17 protein-coding genes are annotated in these 17060 nt (G+C 35.4%); 14 read left to right on the forward strand and 3 right to left on the reverse strand.

The features are described from left to right. Positions 1-22: 22 nt before the first annotated feature. The 8 genes from AC6CHR_RS14980 (at position 23) to AC6CHR_RS15015 (ending at position 6533) form a co-directional block, all read left to right on the forward strand. Positions 23-235 (forward strand): HTH domain-containing protein, encoded by a 213-nt coding sequence (locus AC6CHR_RS14980; protein ID WP_498249801.1) that lies wholly within the window; start codon positions 23-25, stop codon positions 233-235. Positions 236-315: 80 nt separating this feature from the next. Continuing rightward, entirely contained in the window at positions 316-468 is a 153-nt protein-coding gene (locus AC6CHR_RS14985) for a hypothetical protein (protein WP_498249802.1), read from the forward strand. Between the two features lie 291 nt (positions 469-759). Beyond that, entirely contained in the window at positions 760-942 is a 183-nt protein-coding gene (locus AC6CHR_RS14990) for a hypothetical protein (RefSeq protein ID WP_498249803.1), read from the forward strand. A 349-nt stretch (positions 943-1291) separates the two neighbouring features. After that, positions 1292-1693 carry a hypothetical protein gene (locus AC6CHR_RS14995; RefSeq protein ID WP_498249804.1) on the forward strand — a complete coding sequence of 134 codons (402 nt, stop codon included), beginning with the start codon at positions 1292-1294 and terminating at the stop codon, positions 1691-1693. Positions 1694-2395: 702 nt separating this feature from the next. Beyond that, positions 2396-2632, forward strand: a complete 237-nt coding sequence (locus tag AC6CHR_RS15000; RefSeq protein ID WP_498249805.1) for a hypothetical protein — start codon at positions 2396-2398, stop codon at positions 2630-2632. A gap of 1 nt (position 2633) precedes the next feature. Then, positions 2634-3749 carry a GerAB/ArcD/ProY family transporter gene (locus AC6CHR_RS15005; RefSeq protein ID WP_498249806.1) on the forward strand — a complete coding sequence of 372 codons (1116 nt, stop codon included), beginning with the start codon at positions 2634-2636 and terminating at the stop codon, positions 3747-3749. After that, positions 3746-5347, forward strand: a complete 1602-nt coding sequence (locus tag AC6CHR_RS15010; RefSeq protein WP_498249807.1) for a spore germination protein — start codon at positions 3746-3748, stop codon at positions 5345-5347. The genes AC6CHR_RS15005 and AC6CHR_RS15010 overlap by 4 nt, the downstream gene beginning before the upstream one ends. Beyond that, positions 5337-6533 (forward strand): Ger(x)C family spore germination protein, encoded by a 1197-nt coding sequence (locus AC6CHR_RS15015; protein WP_498249808.1) that lies wholly within the window; start codon positions 5337-5339, stop codon positions 6531-6533. The genes AC6CHR_RS15010 and AC6CHR_RS15015 overlap by 11 nt, the downstream gene beginning before the upstream one ends. 86 nt (positions 6534-6619) lie before the next feature. Here AC6CHR_RS15015 and AC6CHR_RS15020 read toward each other — a convergent pair whose 3' ends face one another. Next, positions 6620-7489: a Cof-type HAD-IIB family hydrolase gene (locus tag AC6CHR_RS15020; RefSeq protein WP_498249809.1), complete on the reverse strand. Its 870-nt coding sequence runs from the start codon at positions 7487-7489 to the stop codon at positions 6620-6622. A gap of 21 nt (positions 7490-7510) precedes the next feature. Beyond that, positions 7511-8269, reverse strand: coding sequence for a DeoR/GlpR family DNA-binding transcription regulator (locus tag AC6CHR_RS15025; protein ID WP_498249810.1), 759 nt, complete (start codon positions 8267-8269; stop codon positions 7511-7513). A gap of 529 nt (positions 8270-8798) precedes the next feature. Here AC6CHR_RS15025 and AC6CHR_RS15030 point away from each other — a divergent pair. The 4 genes from AC6CHR_RS15030 to AC6CHR_RS15045 all read left to right on the forward strand — a co-directional run bounded on the left by AC6CHR_RS15030 (position 8799) and on the right by AC6CHR_RS15045 (position 14153). After that, positions 8799-9851 (forward strand): FecCD family ABC transporter permease, encoded by a 1053-nt coding sequence (locus AC6CHR_RS15030; protein ID WP_498249811.1) that lies wholly within the window; start codon positions 8799-8801, stop codon positions 9849-9851. After that, positions 9851-10882, forward strand: coding sequence for a FecCD family ABC transporter permease (locus tag AC6CHR_RS15035; protein WP_498249812.1), 1032 nt, complete (start codon positions 9851-9853; stop codon positions 10880-10882). Before AC6CHR_RS15030 ends, AC6CHR_RS15035 begins: the two co-directional genes overlap by 1 nt. An 11-nt stretch (positions 10883-10893) precedes the next feature. After that, positions 10894-11715 (forward strand): ABC transporter ATP-binding protein, encoded by an 822-nt coding sequence (locus AC6CHR_RS15040; RefSeq protein ID WP_498249813.1) that lies wholly within the window; start codon positions 10894-10896, stop codon positions 11713-11715. Between the two features lie 497 nt (positions 11716-12212). Next, positions 12213-14153, forward strand: a complete 1941-nt coding sequence (locus tag AC6CHR_RS15045) for a BglG family transcription antiterminator (RefSeq protein ID WP_498249814.1) — start codon at positions 12213-12215, stop codon at positions 14151-14153. 128 nt (positions 14154-14281) lie between these two features. Here the strand turns inward: AC6CHR_RS15045 and AC6CHR_RS15050 are convergent, their stop codons facing one another. Then, entirely contained in the window at positions 14282-14653 is a 372-nt protein-coding gene (locus AC6CHR_RS15050) for a winged helix-turn-helix transcriptional regulator (protein ID WP_498249815.1), read from the reverse strand. A gap of 178 nt (positions 14654-14831) precedes the next feature. Between AC6CHR_RS15050 and AC6CHR_RS15055 the strand changes: the two genes are divergently transcribed. Together AC6CHR_RS15055 and AC6CHR_RS15060 are read left to right on the forward strand one after the other, a co-directional pair. Then, on the forward strand, positions 14832-16040 hold the full coding sequence (locus AC6CHR_RS15055; protein ID WP_498249816.1) for an MFS transporter: 1209 nt from the start codon (positions 14832-14834) through the stop codon (positions 16038-16040). A 25-nt stretch (positions 16041-16065) separates the two neighbouring features. After that, positions 16066-16908 (forward strand): aldo/keto reductase, encoded by an 843-nt coding sequence (locus tag AC6CHR_RS15060; RefSeq protein WP_498249817.1) that lies wholly within the window; start codon positions 16066-16068, stop codon positions 16906-16908. Positions 16909-17060: the final 152 nt, after the last annotated feature.

Below are 17060 nucleotides of genomic sequence, written 5' to 3' on the forward strand. Positions count from 1 at the left end.
TAATTTTGAACGGAGAATCTATATGAGTAAGATTATGTATACAGAATATCAAATGATAGAACTTGAGAAGAATACTAATGTAACGCATGTATCTGAACGCTCTATTTCCTACGATTCAGCTTTTAAAGTCAAGGATGTTCAAGAGTACAATCAGGAAAAAAGCCCCTCTCAGATCTTCATTGAGATGGGATTTAATCTTGATGTAATAGGCAAAAACAACCGCACAGGTGCCTGAAACGTTGGCGTGAGTCTGAACATCGGGGTAAAGGTAATATTGATCGACCATCTTCTAAAGGTTTATCAGCAGAAGAGAAATTGAAAAAGGCAGAAGCTAGAATTAAATTTTTAGAAGCTGTAAATGATGAGTTAGAAATTGAACTTATTAAAAGGACATTCAATCAAAAGAATAAAAAGGTAGGGGCCCTTCCTTTGGAACTGAAGGATTATATCGAAGAGTCAAATGATTGAGTAACGTCTTGAAGGACTCTCTCTTAGTAGAGTAGTATTTGATTTAGAAAGATTGATAGTGGTTATAAGCTCGGCGATAAGGAGTGAGACTTTACCGTAAGCAGTTCATCTGACGAAATCCTACCCGCGGGGTCAACAATCGGGCCATATAATAGAATAAAGTTTAGTGAATCATTCCCAAAATTAGATGTCCATAGTAAGGTTGATTATAATTCACATAAGAAAACTGTAATGAACTTGGTTGATACATAGCTTATAACAATCCTTCATTAATAAAAAGGGAGGATTCAATTGAATTTATTGAAATTCAGTATTAGTCGTTTGCTTTTGTACTTTGTACTCGCCTCATTATTTCTCTTTGGATCGGGTAATGTCGGACAATACCTTTTAGAAACTCAAGGTATGGATCGACAAATGGGTATGTTTTTAAAAGGAGTGATTTTTACTGGGTTAACACTTTGTATATTTCCATAGGAGGAATATATGACCCAGATGTCGCTTACAAGGCATCTTCTTTTTTTATCGAATTGAGGTAGTTTGTGAAATATTTCACTTAAAAAGGTCCTTTAATTGAATAAGACAATAAAAGGAAAAGCTCAGCGCTTGAAAGTTTCTGAACTTTTTTCTCTGCCAAAATAATGTGATTATACTGGTTGATTGGGTTGCTAATTCTATTGTATTTTCTATTTGTAATTTTGTATCCCAAAACCGTACTGTTACCCAATGAGTTAAGGTTTTTATTTGTTTACGTGTCTAAACAATTTTGATCTTAACACAGTTTTCTTTCATATATTGGATAGTAATCTAATTTGGAGGTGTGTCAATGAATACTAACTTTCAACTATATGTTGGGCAAATAATGAATACATGGCAGGATAAGATTCGTGAGGGTGCTCAAAAGATGATTGACAAGTATGGTTATCCTGATGAAGTGTCAGCCTGTAAGTTAATTTGGTATAAGAATGGACCTTGGAAACGAACGATTATCCACCGTGATGCTTATGTATATCCTTTTGCCATAAGTTCCTCATGCTTTCTTGAACAAACGATTGTTTATAACCATTTTATAGATGAGGGTGAAGTATATGGACTTGGAGGGAGTAATTTATACATTAATATTAAAGGTAATGAATTAACTGCTTTTGGTGAAAGTGAAACGTGTAATATTGTTACCTTGGACAAATTCCATAGTTTAGTAAGTAATCAACTAGCAATGAATGACTAAAAATAGATATGTGCTTTACTTCAAAACTTCTTACTAAGTGAGGAGTTTTTTTGAATTTTTTCGTATTAGGATAAGACAAATGTAAGAAAAATACTAAAATAAACATTTCTGTCCATAATAATCCATGTAGCTCTTTTCATAAAATTAGTTGCATGATATCTAATAAAAATAGGAACTTGTATTTTTATTGTATAAAATTAATTAATTTTACGAGAAGACAACTCAATAAGCTAACGAAAAGAGCACGAAGATAACTAATTCCGTAAAGGTGGCTGTTTTCGATAAACAAAGATTAATGCGAGAACAGCTACATGTAGCTCTTTTCATAAAATTAGTTGCATGATATCTAATAAAAATAGGCCCTTGTATTTTTATTGTATAAAATTAATTAATTTTACGAGAAGAAATCTCAATAAGTTAACGAAAAGAGCACGAAGATAACTAATTCCGTAAAGGTGGCTGTTTTCGATAAACAAAGATTAATGCGAGAACAGCTACATGTAGCTCTTTTCATAAAATTAGTTGCATGATATTTAATAAAAATAGGCCCTTGTATTTTTATTGTATAAAATTAATTAATTTTACGAGAAGACAACTCAATAAGTTAACGAAAAGAGTACGAAGATTAAAAGGTGACTGTTTTCGAAAAATTTAGATTAATACGAGAACAGCAAACATAAAGAAATGGAATAAAAACTTAGGATGATCATAATGAAAGCATTAATGTTTTTAATCGTTCTATCATTTCTGGTCGGATTTATTGCACTCATTGATACGGCAATTTATAAGAGCTATTACGTTCCTGAGTTGCTTGAAATTATAACGATTAAACCTGGTACCGACGAATGGATGGTATACGTCTTTTTATTTATGGGATTTATACATACCTTTCGTGAAGGAATTAAAAAAAGGCTTCAAAAAAGTGGAAGGAATTCTTAAAATGGAAAAAACTGTAGAGAAAATATCTCTTTGGCAGTTATACATTATTATTATCTGCTTTCAAGTGGGAAGTGCCGCTCTAGTGGGAATAGGCAATGATGCTAAGCAGGATGCTTGGATTGCTGTTATCATTTCATCTTTAATCGGAGTATTAATCATCCGTTATTATGTCTATCTTTTATCAAAGCTACCTGATAAAAACTTATTTGAGATATTTGTTTTTTGTTTTGGAAAATGGATAGGAAAGGTGATTGTTCTTTTATATGTGATTTATTTTTTCTATTCATCTGCTCGAGTATTACGGGATTTTGATGAGTTATTAGCTTCATCGATATTTGAATATACTCCGATTGAAGTCATCTCTATCACAATGATGATGGTGATTATATATATGTTGCATCATGGTTTAGAGGTGTTAGGTCGAACGAGTGAAGTTTTTTTTCCATATGTTGTAACGTTTATTATTATGATTGGTATAGGGATCATGTTATCAGGAGGAATGAAGCTAGAGAATTTGCAGCCAGTTTTGGGAAATGGATTTGGACCTATTATAAAAGTGATTTTTCCACAGTTATTGACCTTTCCCTTCGGAGAAGCAGTTGCTTTTACACTGATTATATCCTATGTAGGAACTCAAAAGGGAATCGGAAAGGTTAGTATTCTTGCTGTTTTAACGAGTGGGTTCTTATTAACCTATAGTTCGATCCTGCAAATTGCTACTCTAGGTGCAGGTTTAAAATCAAGAGCTAATTTTCCATTATTAAGTGCTTCACGTGAAGTTTCTCTCTTTGACTTCATCGAACGAGTTGATTTAGTAATTGTATTTTTCATTATGTTCGGGATTATCGTAAAGGTTAGCATTTTCTTTTATGGAGGATTAAAAGGACTGGAGCTACTTACAAAAAAACCTTATCGTTCCATGACTTTTTCGATGGGGACAATCATAGCGTTCGTCTCAATTGTTATTAGTAAAAGCTATAGGGAGCATATAGAAGAAGGGTTGATGATTATTCCAATATTTATACATATTCCCTTTCAATTTATTTTTCCTGTCATCGTCCTGCCCTTTTTACTATGGAAAGTGAAGAAAAAGCAGAAGAAGGAGTCTACGACATGAGTTTACTTTCTAATCTATTCCGCCGTAGAAGCAACAAGAGTGAAAGGGAAACCACTGAGAAGGAACTCTTTGATAAAGAAGATGTGCCCAAGCAATATAGCTCTAACTTGAGAGTTAACATGGAAAAATTAAATGAAATATTTAATGATACATCGGATTTTCAAAAAAATGATATAAAAGTTGGAGGGGAAAATGGGTGTGTTTGTTATATAGGTACAACACTTAATAAAAGTAACTTACATTCACAAGTTTTAGAGCCACTAAGAGATGCTTTTCAAAAAAATGACATAAATACGATCGATAAATTAAGAGAAGCATACTTTCCAGCTGTATCTTATGAATATACTGAGAACTTACATGAAATAGTTTGGAAAATACTAAATGGATATGCGGTTATTTTAATTGATCAATACCAAAAGGGTTTAGCTTTAGATATTGGTGGATTAGATAAGCGAGCAATTACAGAGCCAAGCACACAAACAATCATTAGAGGCCCTAAAGATAGCTTTGTGGAAGACCTCAATACGAATCTAGGTTTAGTGAGAAAACGGATAAAAAATCCTCGTTTGATGTTTGAGGAATACTACGTTGGAAGTGATACAAATACAAAGTTGGTCATTGGCTATATGAAGGGAATTGTAAATGAAGATATCCTCACAGAGGTTAAACAGAGAATCAAAAAAATAAATACCTCATCGGTATTGGATACTGGTAATATTGAGGAATTCATTACAGATACACCGTTCACATTTTTTCCGCTAATCTTTAATACGGAACGTCCAGATAGTATTAGTGGAAATATAATGGAGGGAAAGATTGCGATTTTTCTAGATGGTACTCCTTTCGTGTTAATCGTCCCGTCTGTTTTTACTGACTTTTTCCAAGCTACTGAGGACTATTACCAGCCTTTCTTTATGTCTAGCTTTGTTAGAATAGTACGCTATATAGCATTTATGATTACTTTAATCTTGCCATCTTTGTATGTTGCATTAACTACTTTTCATCATGAATTATTGCCAACTCCTCTGTTAATAAATATCCAATCTCAAAGAGAAGGGGTTCCATTTCCCGCGGTAATTGAAATATTAGTGATGGAGTTTACTTTTGAAGTTTTGCGGGAAGCAGGGGTTAGAATGCCTCGTGTTGTTGGTCAAACTTTATCGATCGTTGGTGCACTCGTCATCGGTCAAGCGGCGGTTGAAGCAGGATTGGTTTCAAATGTATTAGTGATAATTGTAGCATTTTCAGGTATTTCCAGCTTTGTTTCACCTATTTATAATTTTTCAGTAGCATCAAGACTGATCCGATTTATCTTAATTTTAGCAGCAGCTTGTATGGGTTTATATGGAATTTTGTTGACGTTAATTGTTATGGTTATTCATTTAGTTAGTTTGCGATCATTTGGTGTTCCTTATTTAACACCGGTAGCACCTTTCAAGCTAAAGGATCAAAAAGATGTTTTTGTGCGATTTCCAATATGGTCTGACCGTACTAGACCATCCTATTTATTCACTAGTTCGCCAGTTAAAACTAAGGATTCCTCTCAACCATCTCCGCCTGATCTTAGTGAAGGGGAGAGCAAACAAAATGAAGAGTAAATATACGGTTATATTTAGTTTACTGATTTTCCTTTTAACAGGTTGTTGGGATAGAGAAGAACTTAATGACGTTGCAATTGTGACAGGAATTGCAGTTGACCCAGGAAAAGATACTAAATATAAACTTACCGTTGAAGCAATAAATTCAGCTGAGTTCGGAAAACAAAGTGCAAAAGGAAATACTCCTGTTATTAATTACTCGTTAGAGGGAAATTCCCTTCCGGAACTTTCCAATAAAATGAATGTTGGGTTAACGCGTAAGGTTATTTATTCTCATACCAGGGTGTTGTTTATCAATGAAGATATAGCCAAAGAAGGTGCATTGGGTTTTTTGGATTTTATGGAGAGAAGTGGAAACTTTAGGAATGATTTTAAAATTATCATCACTAAAGGTAATCAAGCTTCAGATTTTACGAAAATTTCTTATCCTATTGCATTGAGTCCTTCTCTAAAGCTCCATAATCAGGTAGAGGCATTAGCCAAAGAATGGGCTGGTAATCCAGGAATACAATTGAATGACTTTATATCAGCTTTGATTTCTAAAGGGAGAAGTCCGGTTGCACCAACTGTTGTCATAGAGGGGAACCCCGAAAAGGGTAAAACGATAGAGAATAATCAGTCCCTTGAGCCGGAAGCAATTATTGCAATAGATGGTTTAGCGGTTTTTAATAATAAAAAAATGGTCGGAAGTTTGTCTTTAAATGATAGTAGAAATTATTTATGGACTCAAAAATTAGATCATACAAGTATCAGTGTGTCCTGTGGTGAAAATCAGTATTTAGATGTTAGAGTGAAAAAATCTAAAAAAAAGATGAATACAACTTATAAAAATGGAACTCCTCATCTAAAAATAAAGATTATTGGAGAGGTAGAGTTACAAGGTATGGAATGTACGAGTGATATATCTAAGGTTGATGTGAATGATGACTATGAACAAAGAGTGGAGAAGCATATAAGAAGTGAAATTACTTCTACTATTAAAAAGGTACAAGAAGAATATGGTGTTGATATTTATGGCTTTGGTGAAGCATTAAGTCGTGATAATCCAAAGAAATATAAAAAGGTAGAAGATAGCTGGAACGAGGAATTTTCAAAAGCAGATGTCGATGTTACCGTTGATATCGATTTATTACGTACAGGAATTAGAAATAAAGGTTTTAAGAGCGAGATGGAAGAAATGAAATAGATCTAAGAGAGAGCCCATTTAGAGTGAAAATGGGCCTAACTTTTTCGGAGAGGTTAGACGGACTTTTCTATCGTCAACTATTCACCTTACTTTGTTTTATTATTCAACACTACATGAATAACCTCTGCAACACCATGTTCGTCATTTGTTAACGTTATTTCATCGCAAATATCCTTAACCTCTTTTCGAGCATTTCCCATGGCAATCCCTTTCCCTGCGATTGTTAACATCGATACATCATTCATGCTATCACCAATCGCTACTGTTTGTGATAAGGGGATATGTAGCTTCGCTGCTAGTTTACTTAATGCGATTCCTTTCGAGGCATCACGGTGTTCGAGTTCGAAATTGTGATGTGCTGACGAGACAATTGTAACACCCTCTAAGTCTCGGTATTTGTTCCAACCAGCTTCTAATTTCTCCTCAAAGAATGAGAAGGCTAGGATGTTATAAATATCTATTCCTGTCTGTTCAATTTCTTTGTAATTGTTAATAAAGGTAAATCCCGTTTGACTAAACTGTTTTACTAAAGCTTCTTTAAGATGATCGGTACTGATATCTGGATTGGCACTTACCATCCGGTCAATTTCAATTTCTAACAATTGTCTGCCATTTTGTGGAGTGAAGATACAGTTATTACTAAACACCTCATAGTAATAACCGTCTTTTTCTAAGGAACCTAATATAGAATACGCAACACTAGGCTCTATTGGTTGCGAATGATAAAGCTTACTGTCAGGATCATGGATTGTCGCACCATTAGCACCAATTACCCAAGTATTTATTCCAGTCTTTTCAAAAATTGTTTGTACATCAAATTGAGCACGACCGGTAGATATGACGATTTCTATTCCACAGCTTTGGGCCGTTTTTATAGCCTCGATATTTTCTTTGCTGATTTCACTTTTACTATTTAAAAGAGTGCCATCTAAATCTATTGCGATTAATTTTGTCATTTTCCATACTCCTTCTCGTCTTTAGTCAGCAATTACTAATTCCACGTTATATTCCGCGAGTAGTTCTTGAAATAACTCATCGGGTACTTTGTCCGTAATGACCAAATCAATATCTTCTAATGTTGCACAGCGATAGTAACCAGTTATCCCAACCTTCGTGTGATCAGCTAAGAGGATAACCTGTTTCGCTTGTTGAATCATTTTAGACATGACCATACCATCTTCCTCATGTGCCACAGTTAAACCCTGCTTAGAAATTCCCACACAACCTATAAAAGTCTTATCCACGTGATATTGTGATAGCTTTTCAATCACAGACGTTCCATATAAGTAGCGATGTTCTTTATGAAACTCACCACCAAGTAGTTGGATATGTACGTTTTTATTTGTTGATAAAAGATCAGCTTGATTAATTGAATTTGTTATTACAGTACAAGTGATATCAGTTAAGGATTCAGCACATGATTGTACAGTTGTTGATGTATCTAAAATAACCGAATCACCTGGGGCAATTAATTTTGCAGCCTTTTTACCAATGCGTCTTTTTTCTGATGAAACAATAGTAAGACGGTTAGAGTAATTCCTAATTTCCTGCTGGGCAGAGGGAAGAAGGGCACCTCCACGTGTCCGAATTATTACCTTCTCTTCTTCGAGTTTTACTAAATCTCTCCTTGCGGTATCTCTAGATATATTAAATAAACTACATATTTCATCAACCGATATTCGCTTTGCTTCGTTTAAGTGTTTAATGATGGACTGTAATCGCTCTTCTTGAAACATAACATCAGCCTACCTTTAAGTAATTTTAAGTATACATAAGTATTTGTCATTTATTTTAAGTGGAACTACATTTTATTGCAACTAAAATGGGTAATAAATTCATTATTCAAAAACATATAGACAATAAAACTAAGGATTGGTATGATATTACTAATGATAATGATTATCAATGTTAATTAAGGCTCTCTCTGAAAGTTAGTTGCAAGCCTTTCTAAGAGGAAATGGCTGAGTTAGTTAACGAAAAGTATACGAACTCAGTTTAAGTACGTTAAGAAGAAGGACTTATAACGAAAAACAACAATCATTTCGAGAACAGCCTTAATGAAATACTGAGATTTTCGTACAGTATACAGGAAGAAATTGATTAATTGTTCTTCGTTTCATGTAAAGTTATACTAGTATTTTGAGTGGGTTTTGATTATTACAGGTTTTAATGCGAACAATACAACTAAAGACTAGCTTTCTGTACCATTATAATAAATAGCTATTTTCTAGTACCTAATAAATAGAATTTTTCAAGGAGATTCATATGTCTAAGTCAATCGAAGTATTATCCGGAAAAGCAACAAATCCTTCACAGATCCAAACAAGACCCGCTTTTGCTACGATTACATTAATCATCGGCATAATTTTACTGGTGTTTGGATTTTTTTCATCGATTGCTCTTGGGGCAGCTGATATCGATTTAAAGACAGTATGGGAAGCTATTTTCCATTTTAATTCTGATATAACACAACACGCGATCATAAGAGAATTACGACTACCTCGATCAATTGCTGATATCTTGGTTGGTGCATGTTTTGCAGTGGCTGGTGCTATTATGCAAGGAATGACACGCAATCCACTAGCAGATGCAGGATTATTAGGGATTAACGCAGGATCTACCTTTATGATTGCTTTCTGTTTTGCCTTTTTACCTGGACTTTCCTATCAAGGTCTCATTTTATTTTCATTCTTAGGAGCTGCCATTGGAACAGGTCTTGTTTATGGAACAGGTTGGATCGCCAAGGGTGGATTAACCCCAATACGGTTAGTTTTAGCTGGAGCGGCTGTTACAGCATTGTTAACCGCTTTAAGTGAGGGAATTGCCATTCACTTTAAACTAAGTCAAGATTTAGCCTTTTGGTTTGCGGGTGGAGTAGCCGGAGTTAAGATGGAACAACTCCTCATCATGCTACCGTGGACAGTTTTAGCATTGGCAGGGGCATTCATATTATCAAGATCTATTACAATTTTGAGTTTAAGTGATGAGGTTGCGAAGGGTCTAGGCCAACGTACTGGTTTAATAAAAGCAATATGTGGCCTTATCGTCCTAATATTAGCAGGTGCTGCTGTATCAGCTGTGGGTCCAATCGCTTTTGTTGGATTAGTTATTCCTCATCTTGCTCGGTTCATAGTAGGAGTAGATTATCGATGGATTATTCCTTGTTCGGCCGTATTAGGCGGATTGTTGATGATTGTTGCAGATATTGGTGCAAGAATGATTAATCCACCGTATGAGACCCCAATTGGTGCTTTGTTTGCTTTAATTGGAGTGCCATTCTTTCTCTATGTTGCACGTAAACAAGGGAGGGAATTATGATGCAACAAGAATTTTTGCTAGTTGAAAAAAAGCGAAGGTCACGAAAGGTGTCAGTCATCGCCATTTTAGCAATTTTGATTTTTATAACATTTATCATTAGTATGAATACCGGCTTCTCACGGTTATCTCCAATGGAGGTTTTTCAAACATTTTTTGGAATGGGCACGGAAAAGCAAAGCCTTATTTTATTCGAATTTAGGCTTCCAAGAATTGTTATTTCTATTTTGATTGGCGCAGGTCTAGCCGTATCAGGCTGCATTCTACAAGGAGTTTCACGAAATGCATTAGCAGACCCAGGGATTTTAGGAATTACCACAGGTGCTGGGTTTGTCGTTGTCTTATTTATCTCCTTTTATCCTAGTACAGCTGCTGCTCCAACATTCCTATTACCTTTTCTAGCTTTATTAGGAGGAATGGTAACTGCTGCACTCATCTATGTTTTATCTTATAAAAAAAATGAAGGACTGCTACCAACAAGAATGATTTTAACAGGTATAGGGGTTGCTGCAGGTATAAATGCGTTAATGATTGTACTCATGCTAAAGCTTAATCCTAGACAGTTTGAATTAGTAGCGGTATGGCTGGCTGGCCGGATTTGGGGGACGACTTGGGAATATGTTTTGACGTTATTGCCATGGATCATTATCCTGATTGGCTTTGTTTTGTATAAGGCGCGGATTTTAGATATTTTAACATTTGGAGATAAGCTTGCAACTGGTTTAGGTGTATCCGTTGAAAAAGAGAGACTCAAATTAGTAGCAGTAGCAGTAGCCCTTGCAGCTGCATGTGTTTCAGTAAGTGGTGCGATTGGTTTTGTTGGTCTAATTGGACCGCATCTAGCTAGAAGATTAGTTGGGGCTCATCATCAATATCTTTTACCTGCATCTGCACTTGCAGGAGCGTTACTTTTAATTATTGCAGATACGTTAGGTCGTGTCGTGTTACAGCCTTCAGAAATACATGCGGGAATCGTTGTTGCTATTATAGGAGCACCATATTTTCTATACCTTTTAGCTAAATCTAATGTATGAGGTGAAATGAAATGATTACAACTGATCACTTAAATATTGGTTATCAAGATCAATTAATTGTCAATGATTTAAATATATCGATACCACAAGGGAAAATTACTGCCTTGGTTGGAGCAAATGGTTCCGGGAAGTCAACTATACTTAAGACACTTGCACGCCTTATGAAGCCAAAGGGTGGCTCAGTCTCAATAGATGGAAAGCTTATTCATACTCAAAAAACAAAAGAAATTGCAAAACAATTGGCGATTTTACCTCAAAACCCCATAGCTCCAGAGGGTTTAACTGTTTATGAACTAGTTACATTTGGCCGATTTCCACATCAAAAAGGAATGGGCTCATTAACTAGTAATGATCGAGAAATCATTCTTTCAGCTATAGAAGTGACCGGTGTAACTGAGTTTGCTAATCGTCCAATTGATCAGCTTTCTGGTGGTCAACGTCAAAGGGCTTGGATTGCCATGGCTTTGGCGCAAGAAACACCTATTTTATTTCTAGATGAACCGACAACCTTTTTAGATATGGCTCATCAAATAGAAGTACTAACCATACTAGAGAAGCTTAACAGAGAAGAAGGTCGAACGATTGTTATGGTCGTTCACGATTTAAATCATGCAAGTCGTTATGCACAGCATATCATTGCTATTAAAAAAGGATCTGTTAGAAAAAGTGGTACACCATTCGAAGTAATGAAATCAGAAGTTTTGGAGGACGTCTTTGGAGTGAAAAGTGAGATCATCCCTGATCCTCGTACTGGTTTCCCGCTTTGTTTACCATATGCACTATCTTCTGGTACAGGGGAAGAAACGACTACGAAGATAAAAGTAAGTATATAAGATTAGAAAAGCAGAGACCATATTGGTTTCTGTTTTTGTTTTGAAAAGAATAAAAAAAATTCTTGTAATGTGATAAGCGCTTTGTCATCCTTGTTGCAGAGTGCTCCAGTTCATACGTCGCTGAACGGGCTCTTGCGCTTTTGGTTTGCATCCAGCTCCAGCGCCTAGCCCCTCGAGGTCATAACCCGCTGATGAATTGAAGGAAAGGACACCTTCATTTCATCAGCGTTTTATGCTTGTCGGGGCTGTTCAAGGCGCTTACGCTTTTGGTTGACATCCAGCTCCAGAGCCCAGCGCCTAGTGAACTTCACCCTCTTCCATAAGATAAGTCAACATCGAATCGCTTGCGCTCTTCGTGTTTCCTTTATCACATTACAGAGTGCTCCAGTTCATACGTCGCTGAACAGGCTCTTACGCTTTTGGTTTTGCTAACAGAAATGTGGTATAAAGAAAGAATGAGTATGTTAGTAATTGAGTAGAAAATTAGGTGAAATTGGATGAATGATAGACAGAGGGACATTTTAAGTATTTTATTAACGACGTCAGGACGACCTTTATTGGTTCAGGAAATTGCTGAACGAGTAGGATATTCGGAAAAGACAATTAGAAATGATTTTAAAGCGATAGAGATTTACTTAGTAGAGCAAACAAATGCAAATTTTATTCGAAAACCTGGACTCGGGGTTTATATAGAAATTAATGATTATGATAAAGCACAGTTATACAAAACAATACTAGGTAACAATGCCAATGAAAAGAAGGAAGAGGATACAAACCGGATTTTACATATAGCTTATGAATTGTTGATGAGTAAACACCCAATTACGTCACAGGAATTAGCAGCCAAACACTTTGTTAGTAAAGCTATTATTAAGACAAACTTAGATGAAATTGATAAATGGCTATCCAAAAAAGACTTAAAATTGGTATCAAAACAAAAGATTGGGTTAAGTATTAACGGAACAGAACTAGAAATCAGAAAAGCTCTAGCTGATTTATCAGAACTAAATCAGGACGATTCGCATATAGGATGGCAATTTTTATTGAATCAGTTTTCCTCATATGAAATTGAAATTGTACAAAGTGAACTAAAAGAGTATCGACTAAAGCATTCGTTATACTTCACTGATGAAACAAACGAACGGCTATTAATTCATATTCTTTTTATGATTAGAAGGACAAAATTGGCTCAGCCAATAGCTCTTCCTATTGAAGATATTAACATGTTAATGGATAAGGCTGAGTTTGAATCTGCCCGGAATTTTCTAAAAAAACTAGAGATCATCTTCGTTGTTCATCTTAGTGAGGAAGAAATTGCTTATTTTACATTACATTTGCTTGGTGGGAGGTTTCGCCGCCAAAACCTCAATGGTCTACAAGATGATACAGAGGATCATAAACTGGTTGGTTTAGTGACTAAAGAGCTCATATCTAAAATGACACAGATAACACGAGTAGACTTTATTAATGATAGCGCGCTAAACGAAGGATTAAATCTCCATCTCTATTCTGCATTAAATCGTATTAAATATGGTCTTTCTGTATCCAATCCCATGCTTTATGAGATAAAAAAAATGTACCCTTATATATTCGATACTGTGATTCATGTTTTAGAAGAAATTAATGGGATGTTCTCTTTGGAAATTCCAGAGGAGGAAGCAGCATATGTAACTATTCATTTTCAAGCTTCCATAGAGAGGATTCGTCAAGTTCGTGGGATGAAGCCAAATGCGATCATTGTTTGTCATATGGGGATAGGGATGTCCCAACTATTACGTGCAAAGATTGAACATAAGGTTCGATCAATAAACATTATTGATTGTATTGCAAAAGCAGATTTACGAGCTTATTTAATGGAGCAGAAAGTTGATGTTATTATATCAACGATCGCCCTTCCTACTGTCGGGATCCCTCATATTGTCGTTTCACCTCTACTAGAAGGATCGGAAGAAGGGAAGCTTAAAGACTTCATTTCAAATCTTTCATCATCAACAAGGGAAAATAATTCAACATTAATTCAGTATATCGACTCATCAAATATATTCTTGAGGCAGGGTAGTACACATCGTTTTAAAGTCATTGAAAAGTTAACAAATGCCTTATATAAAGGTGGCTTTGTAGATAATCATTATGGTCATAGTGCGATATTGCGAGAAAGGATGTCGGCTACTGCAATCGGTTCAGGTATTGCGATTCCACACGGTGATCCTAAATTGATAAGAAAACCTGCTATAGCAGTGTTAACCTTGGATGAACCAATTGAGTGGGATGTTGAAAATGTCTCACTAGTGTTTATGTTAGCAGTTCCCAATCAAGATCAACAAACAACAAAACAACTTTTTCGTGATTTATCTGTAATAAGTGAGCGACCTGAGCTAATTAAGAAATTAAGCGAGACCGATTCTATAGAGGAGTTTATTGGCTTATTAAATAAATAAGACTCTATTCAAAAGTTTGTTGCTAACAAACCAGAAGACAGGTTAAGTACATAAAAGACTTATTACCGAAAACAACAGTCATTGGAAAATTCTTTGAAATTAAAATAAGCTGACTCAACAAAGTCAGCTTATTTTAATTTATCATTTAATATACTATCCTCGAGTACTGAAAATTTATCACCATATACCTTTGTTATATGTGTTTCTCCCCAATTGCATAATGCGTTTAATATTCCTTCCAAGCTCCATCCATATTCACTTAGTTCGTATTCTACTTTTGGTGGAACTTGATTATATACGATACGATTTATAACACCGTCATCTTCTAATTCACGTAATTGTTGTGTAAGCATTTTCTGGGTAATGGCCGGCATTAGGCGCTTTAGTTCACTGGTTCGTTTCTTCCCATGTGTTAAATGACATAGTATTACACACTTCCACTTTCCTCCAATTACTTCTAATGTTGCTTCGACTGATATATTGTACTTCTTAGTTTGCATGAAAACCCTCCTTTTATGGGTACTAAAAAGTACCTACGGAACCTTTAGGTACCTACATTACTTAAAAGTACGTACTTTTCTTTATGGATGATAGATATCATAATAACATATGTTAGCTGATTCATCGATACTATCATTTAGATGAATATATCGATAAAGATAAAAAGGAGGATAAAATATGTCATTAGATAAACGGCAAAGTACACTGGCACTACTAGCGTTAGCAATCAGTGCTTTTGCAATTGGAACAACTGAGTTTATAAGTGTTGGTCTATTACCACTCATAGCTGAGGACTTAACGATACCGGTTACCACTGCTGGACTAACCGTTTCATTATATGCACTAGGAGTTACTTTTGGAGCACCTATCTTAACGTCATTGACATCTAGTATGTCACGGAAAACGTTATTACTGTGGATTATGGTTATTTTTATTATTGGAAATAGTCTTGCAGCTAGTGCGTCAAGTATTAGTGTGCTATTAGTTGCACGGGTCATTTCAGCCTTTTCACACGGTGTATTTATGTCAATTGGATCAACCATTGCTGCTGATTTAGTTCCTGAAAATCGAAGAGCTAGTGCGATTTCGATTATGTTTACAGGTTTAACAGTTGCAACCGTCACAGGTGTTCCGCTTGGAACATTTATTGGTCAGCAATTTGGGTGGAGAGTTGCCTTTTTAACGATTGTTATTATTGGAATCGTTGCGTTAATCGCTAACAGTTTCCTTGTACCATCCGGTTTAAGAAAAGGTACCCGTACTTCATTTCGTGATCAGTTCAAACTTGTAACAAATGGGAGATTATTACTATTATTTAGTATTACGGCATTAGGGTATGGTGGAACATTTGTTGTGTTTACGTATTTATCTCCATTACTTCAAGAAATTACTGGTTTTCGAGAGGGCGCTGTTTCAGTGATTCTCCTTGTATATGGTGTAGCAATTGCCATTGGTAACATGATTGGTGGGAAATTATCCAATCGCAATCCAATCGCTTCATTATTTTATATGTTTATTTTACAAGCAATTGTTTTATTTCTATTAATGTTTACAGCACCATTTAAAGTAGCAGGGTTAATGACTATTTTTCTAATGGGACTATTAGCATTTATGAATGTATCTGGACTACAGATATATGTGGTTATGTTGGCAGAACGTTTTGTACCTAGTGCAGTAGATGTTGCGTCAGCTATAAATATTGCTGCGTTTAATGCCGGGATTGCAATAGGCTCTTATTTAGGCGGAATAATTACGGATTCTATTGGATTAATTCACACGTCATGGATTGGTGCATTAATGGTAGTAGCTGCAGTCCTTTTAACTGGCATTAGTCGTGCTCTGGAGCGAGGGGATCAAAAGCTTTTAAATGAAAACAGTCAAAACTGAACAAACTAATAGGAGGTTTATAAAAATGGTGAAAAACGTACAAGATAAGACAACTTTGCATAACGGTATGTTAATGCCTTGGTTTGGATTAGGTGTATTCAAAGTAGAAGAAGGACCTGAATTAGTCAATGCTGTAAAAACAGCAATTAAACAAGGATATCGTAGTATAGATACAGCAGCAATCTACGAAAATGAAGCGGGAGTCGGACAAGCAATCAAAGAAGTGATAGATGAAACTGATATCACTAGAGCGGAATTATTTATCACTTCAAAGGTATGGAATGCAGATCTGGGATATGAATCAACAATTGCTGCTTATGAAATAAGCTTACGAAAACTTGGTTTAGATTACTTGGATCTATATCTTATTCATTGGCCTGTAGAAGGGAAATATCGAGAATCATGGAGAGCACTTGAGGCTATATACAAAGAAGGAAAGGTTAAAGCAATTGGCGTAAGTAATTTCCAAGTCCATCATCTTGAAAAGTTGATGAAAGACGCTGAAATAAAACCAATGGTTAATCAAGTGGAATACCACCCGCGTTTGACTCAAAGTGAAATCCAATCGTTTTGTCAGAAGAATGGTATTCAATTAGGAGCATGGTCTCCTTTAATGCAAGGACAATTATTGGACGAACCAATCCTTCAAAGAATTGCCGATAAATATGAAAAATCAATTGCCCAAATTATTTTACGATGGGATTTACAAAATGGGGTTGTAACAATACCTAAATCAACAAAAGAACATCGTATCATTGAAAATGCAGCAATCTTTGATTTTGAATTATCAATAGAAGATATGCGGGAAATTAGTGATATGAACCAAAACGTAAGGGTGGGACCAGATCCTGATAATTTCGATTTTTAATTAATAAAGTATAAGAGGAATAGTGGGTAGAGCATCGTTCATTCTAATTTGGACGGTGTTTTTTAATCTTTTTTGTTAAGGCTCTTTTCTAAAGGATTGTTGCTAGTAGACCTCTTTAGTGTATTACTTAAAGCATGATTACAAGGAAAATT

Source organism: Metabacillus sp. GQ13, assembly GCF_059758525.1.

Bases quoted from the DNA above. Each gene is read 5' to 3' on its own strand.
- AC6CHR_RS15015 (WP_498249808.1), top strand. From the start codon at position 5,337: ATGAAGAGTAAATATACGGTTATATTTAGTTTACTGATTTTCCTTTTA.
- AC6CHR_RS15045 (WP_498249814.1), top strand. From the start codon at position 12,213: ATGAATGATAGACAGAGGGACATTTTAAGTATTTTATTAACGACGTCA.
- AC6CHR_RS14980 (WP_498249801.1), top strand. From the start codon at position 23: ATGAGTAAGATTATGTATACAGAATATCAAATGATAGAACTTGAGAAG.
- AC6CHR_RS15010 (WP_498249807.1), top strand. From the start codon at position 3,746: ATGAGTTTACTTTCTAATCTATTCCGCCGTAGAAGCAACAAGAGTGAA.
- AC6CHR_RS15035 (WP_498249812.1), top strand. From the start codon at position 9,851: ATGCAACAAGAATTTTTGCTAGTTGAAAAAAAGCGAAGGTCACGAAAG.
- AC6CHR_RS15040 (WP_498249813.1), top strand. From the start codon at position 10,894: ATGATTACAACTGATCACTTAAATATTGGTTATCAAGATCAATTAATT.
- AC6CHR_RS15020 (WP_498249809.1), bottom strand. From the start codon at position 7,489: ATGACAAAATTAATCGCAATAGATTTAGATGGCACTCTTTTAAATAGT.
- AC6CHR_RS15025 (WP_498249810.1), bottom strand. From the start codon at position 8,269: ATGTTTCAAGAAGAGCGATTACAGTCCATCATTAAACACTTAAACGAA.
- AC6CHR_RS15030 (WP_498249811.1), top strand. From the start codon at position 8,799: ATGTCTAAGTCAATCGAAGTATTATCCGGAAAAGCAACAAATCCTTCA.
- AC6CHR_RS14995 (WP_498249804.1), top strand. From the start codon at position 1,292: ATGAATACTAACTTTCAACTATATGTTGGGCAAATAATGAATACATGG.
- AC6CHR_RS15000 (WP_498249805.1), top strand. From the start codon at position 2,396: ATGATCATAATGAAAGCATTAATGTTTTTAATCGTTCTATCATTTCTG.
- AC6CHR_RS15050 (WP_498249815.1), bottom strand. From the start codon at position 14,653: ATGCAAACTAAGAAGTACAATATATCAGTCGAAGCAACATTAGAAGTA.
- AC6CHR_RS15005 (WP_498249806.1), top strand. From the start codon at position 2,634: ATGGAAAAAACTGTAGAGAAAATATCTCTTTGGCAGTTATACATTATT.
- AC6CHR_RS15055 (WP_498249816.1), top strand. From the start codon at position 14,832: ATGTCATTAGATAAACGGCAAAGTACACTGGCACTACTAGCGTTAGCA.
- AC6CHR_RS15060 (WP_498249817.1), top strand. From the start codon at position 16,066: ATGGTGAAAAACGTACAAGATAAGACAACTTTGCATAACGGTATGTTA.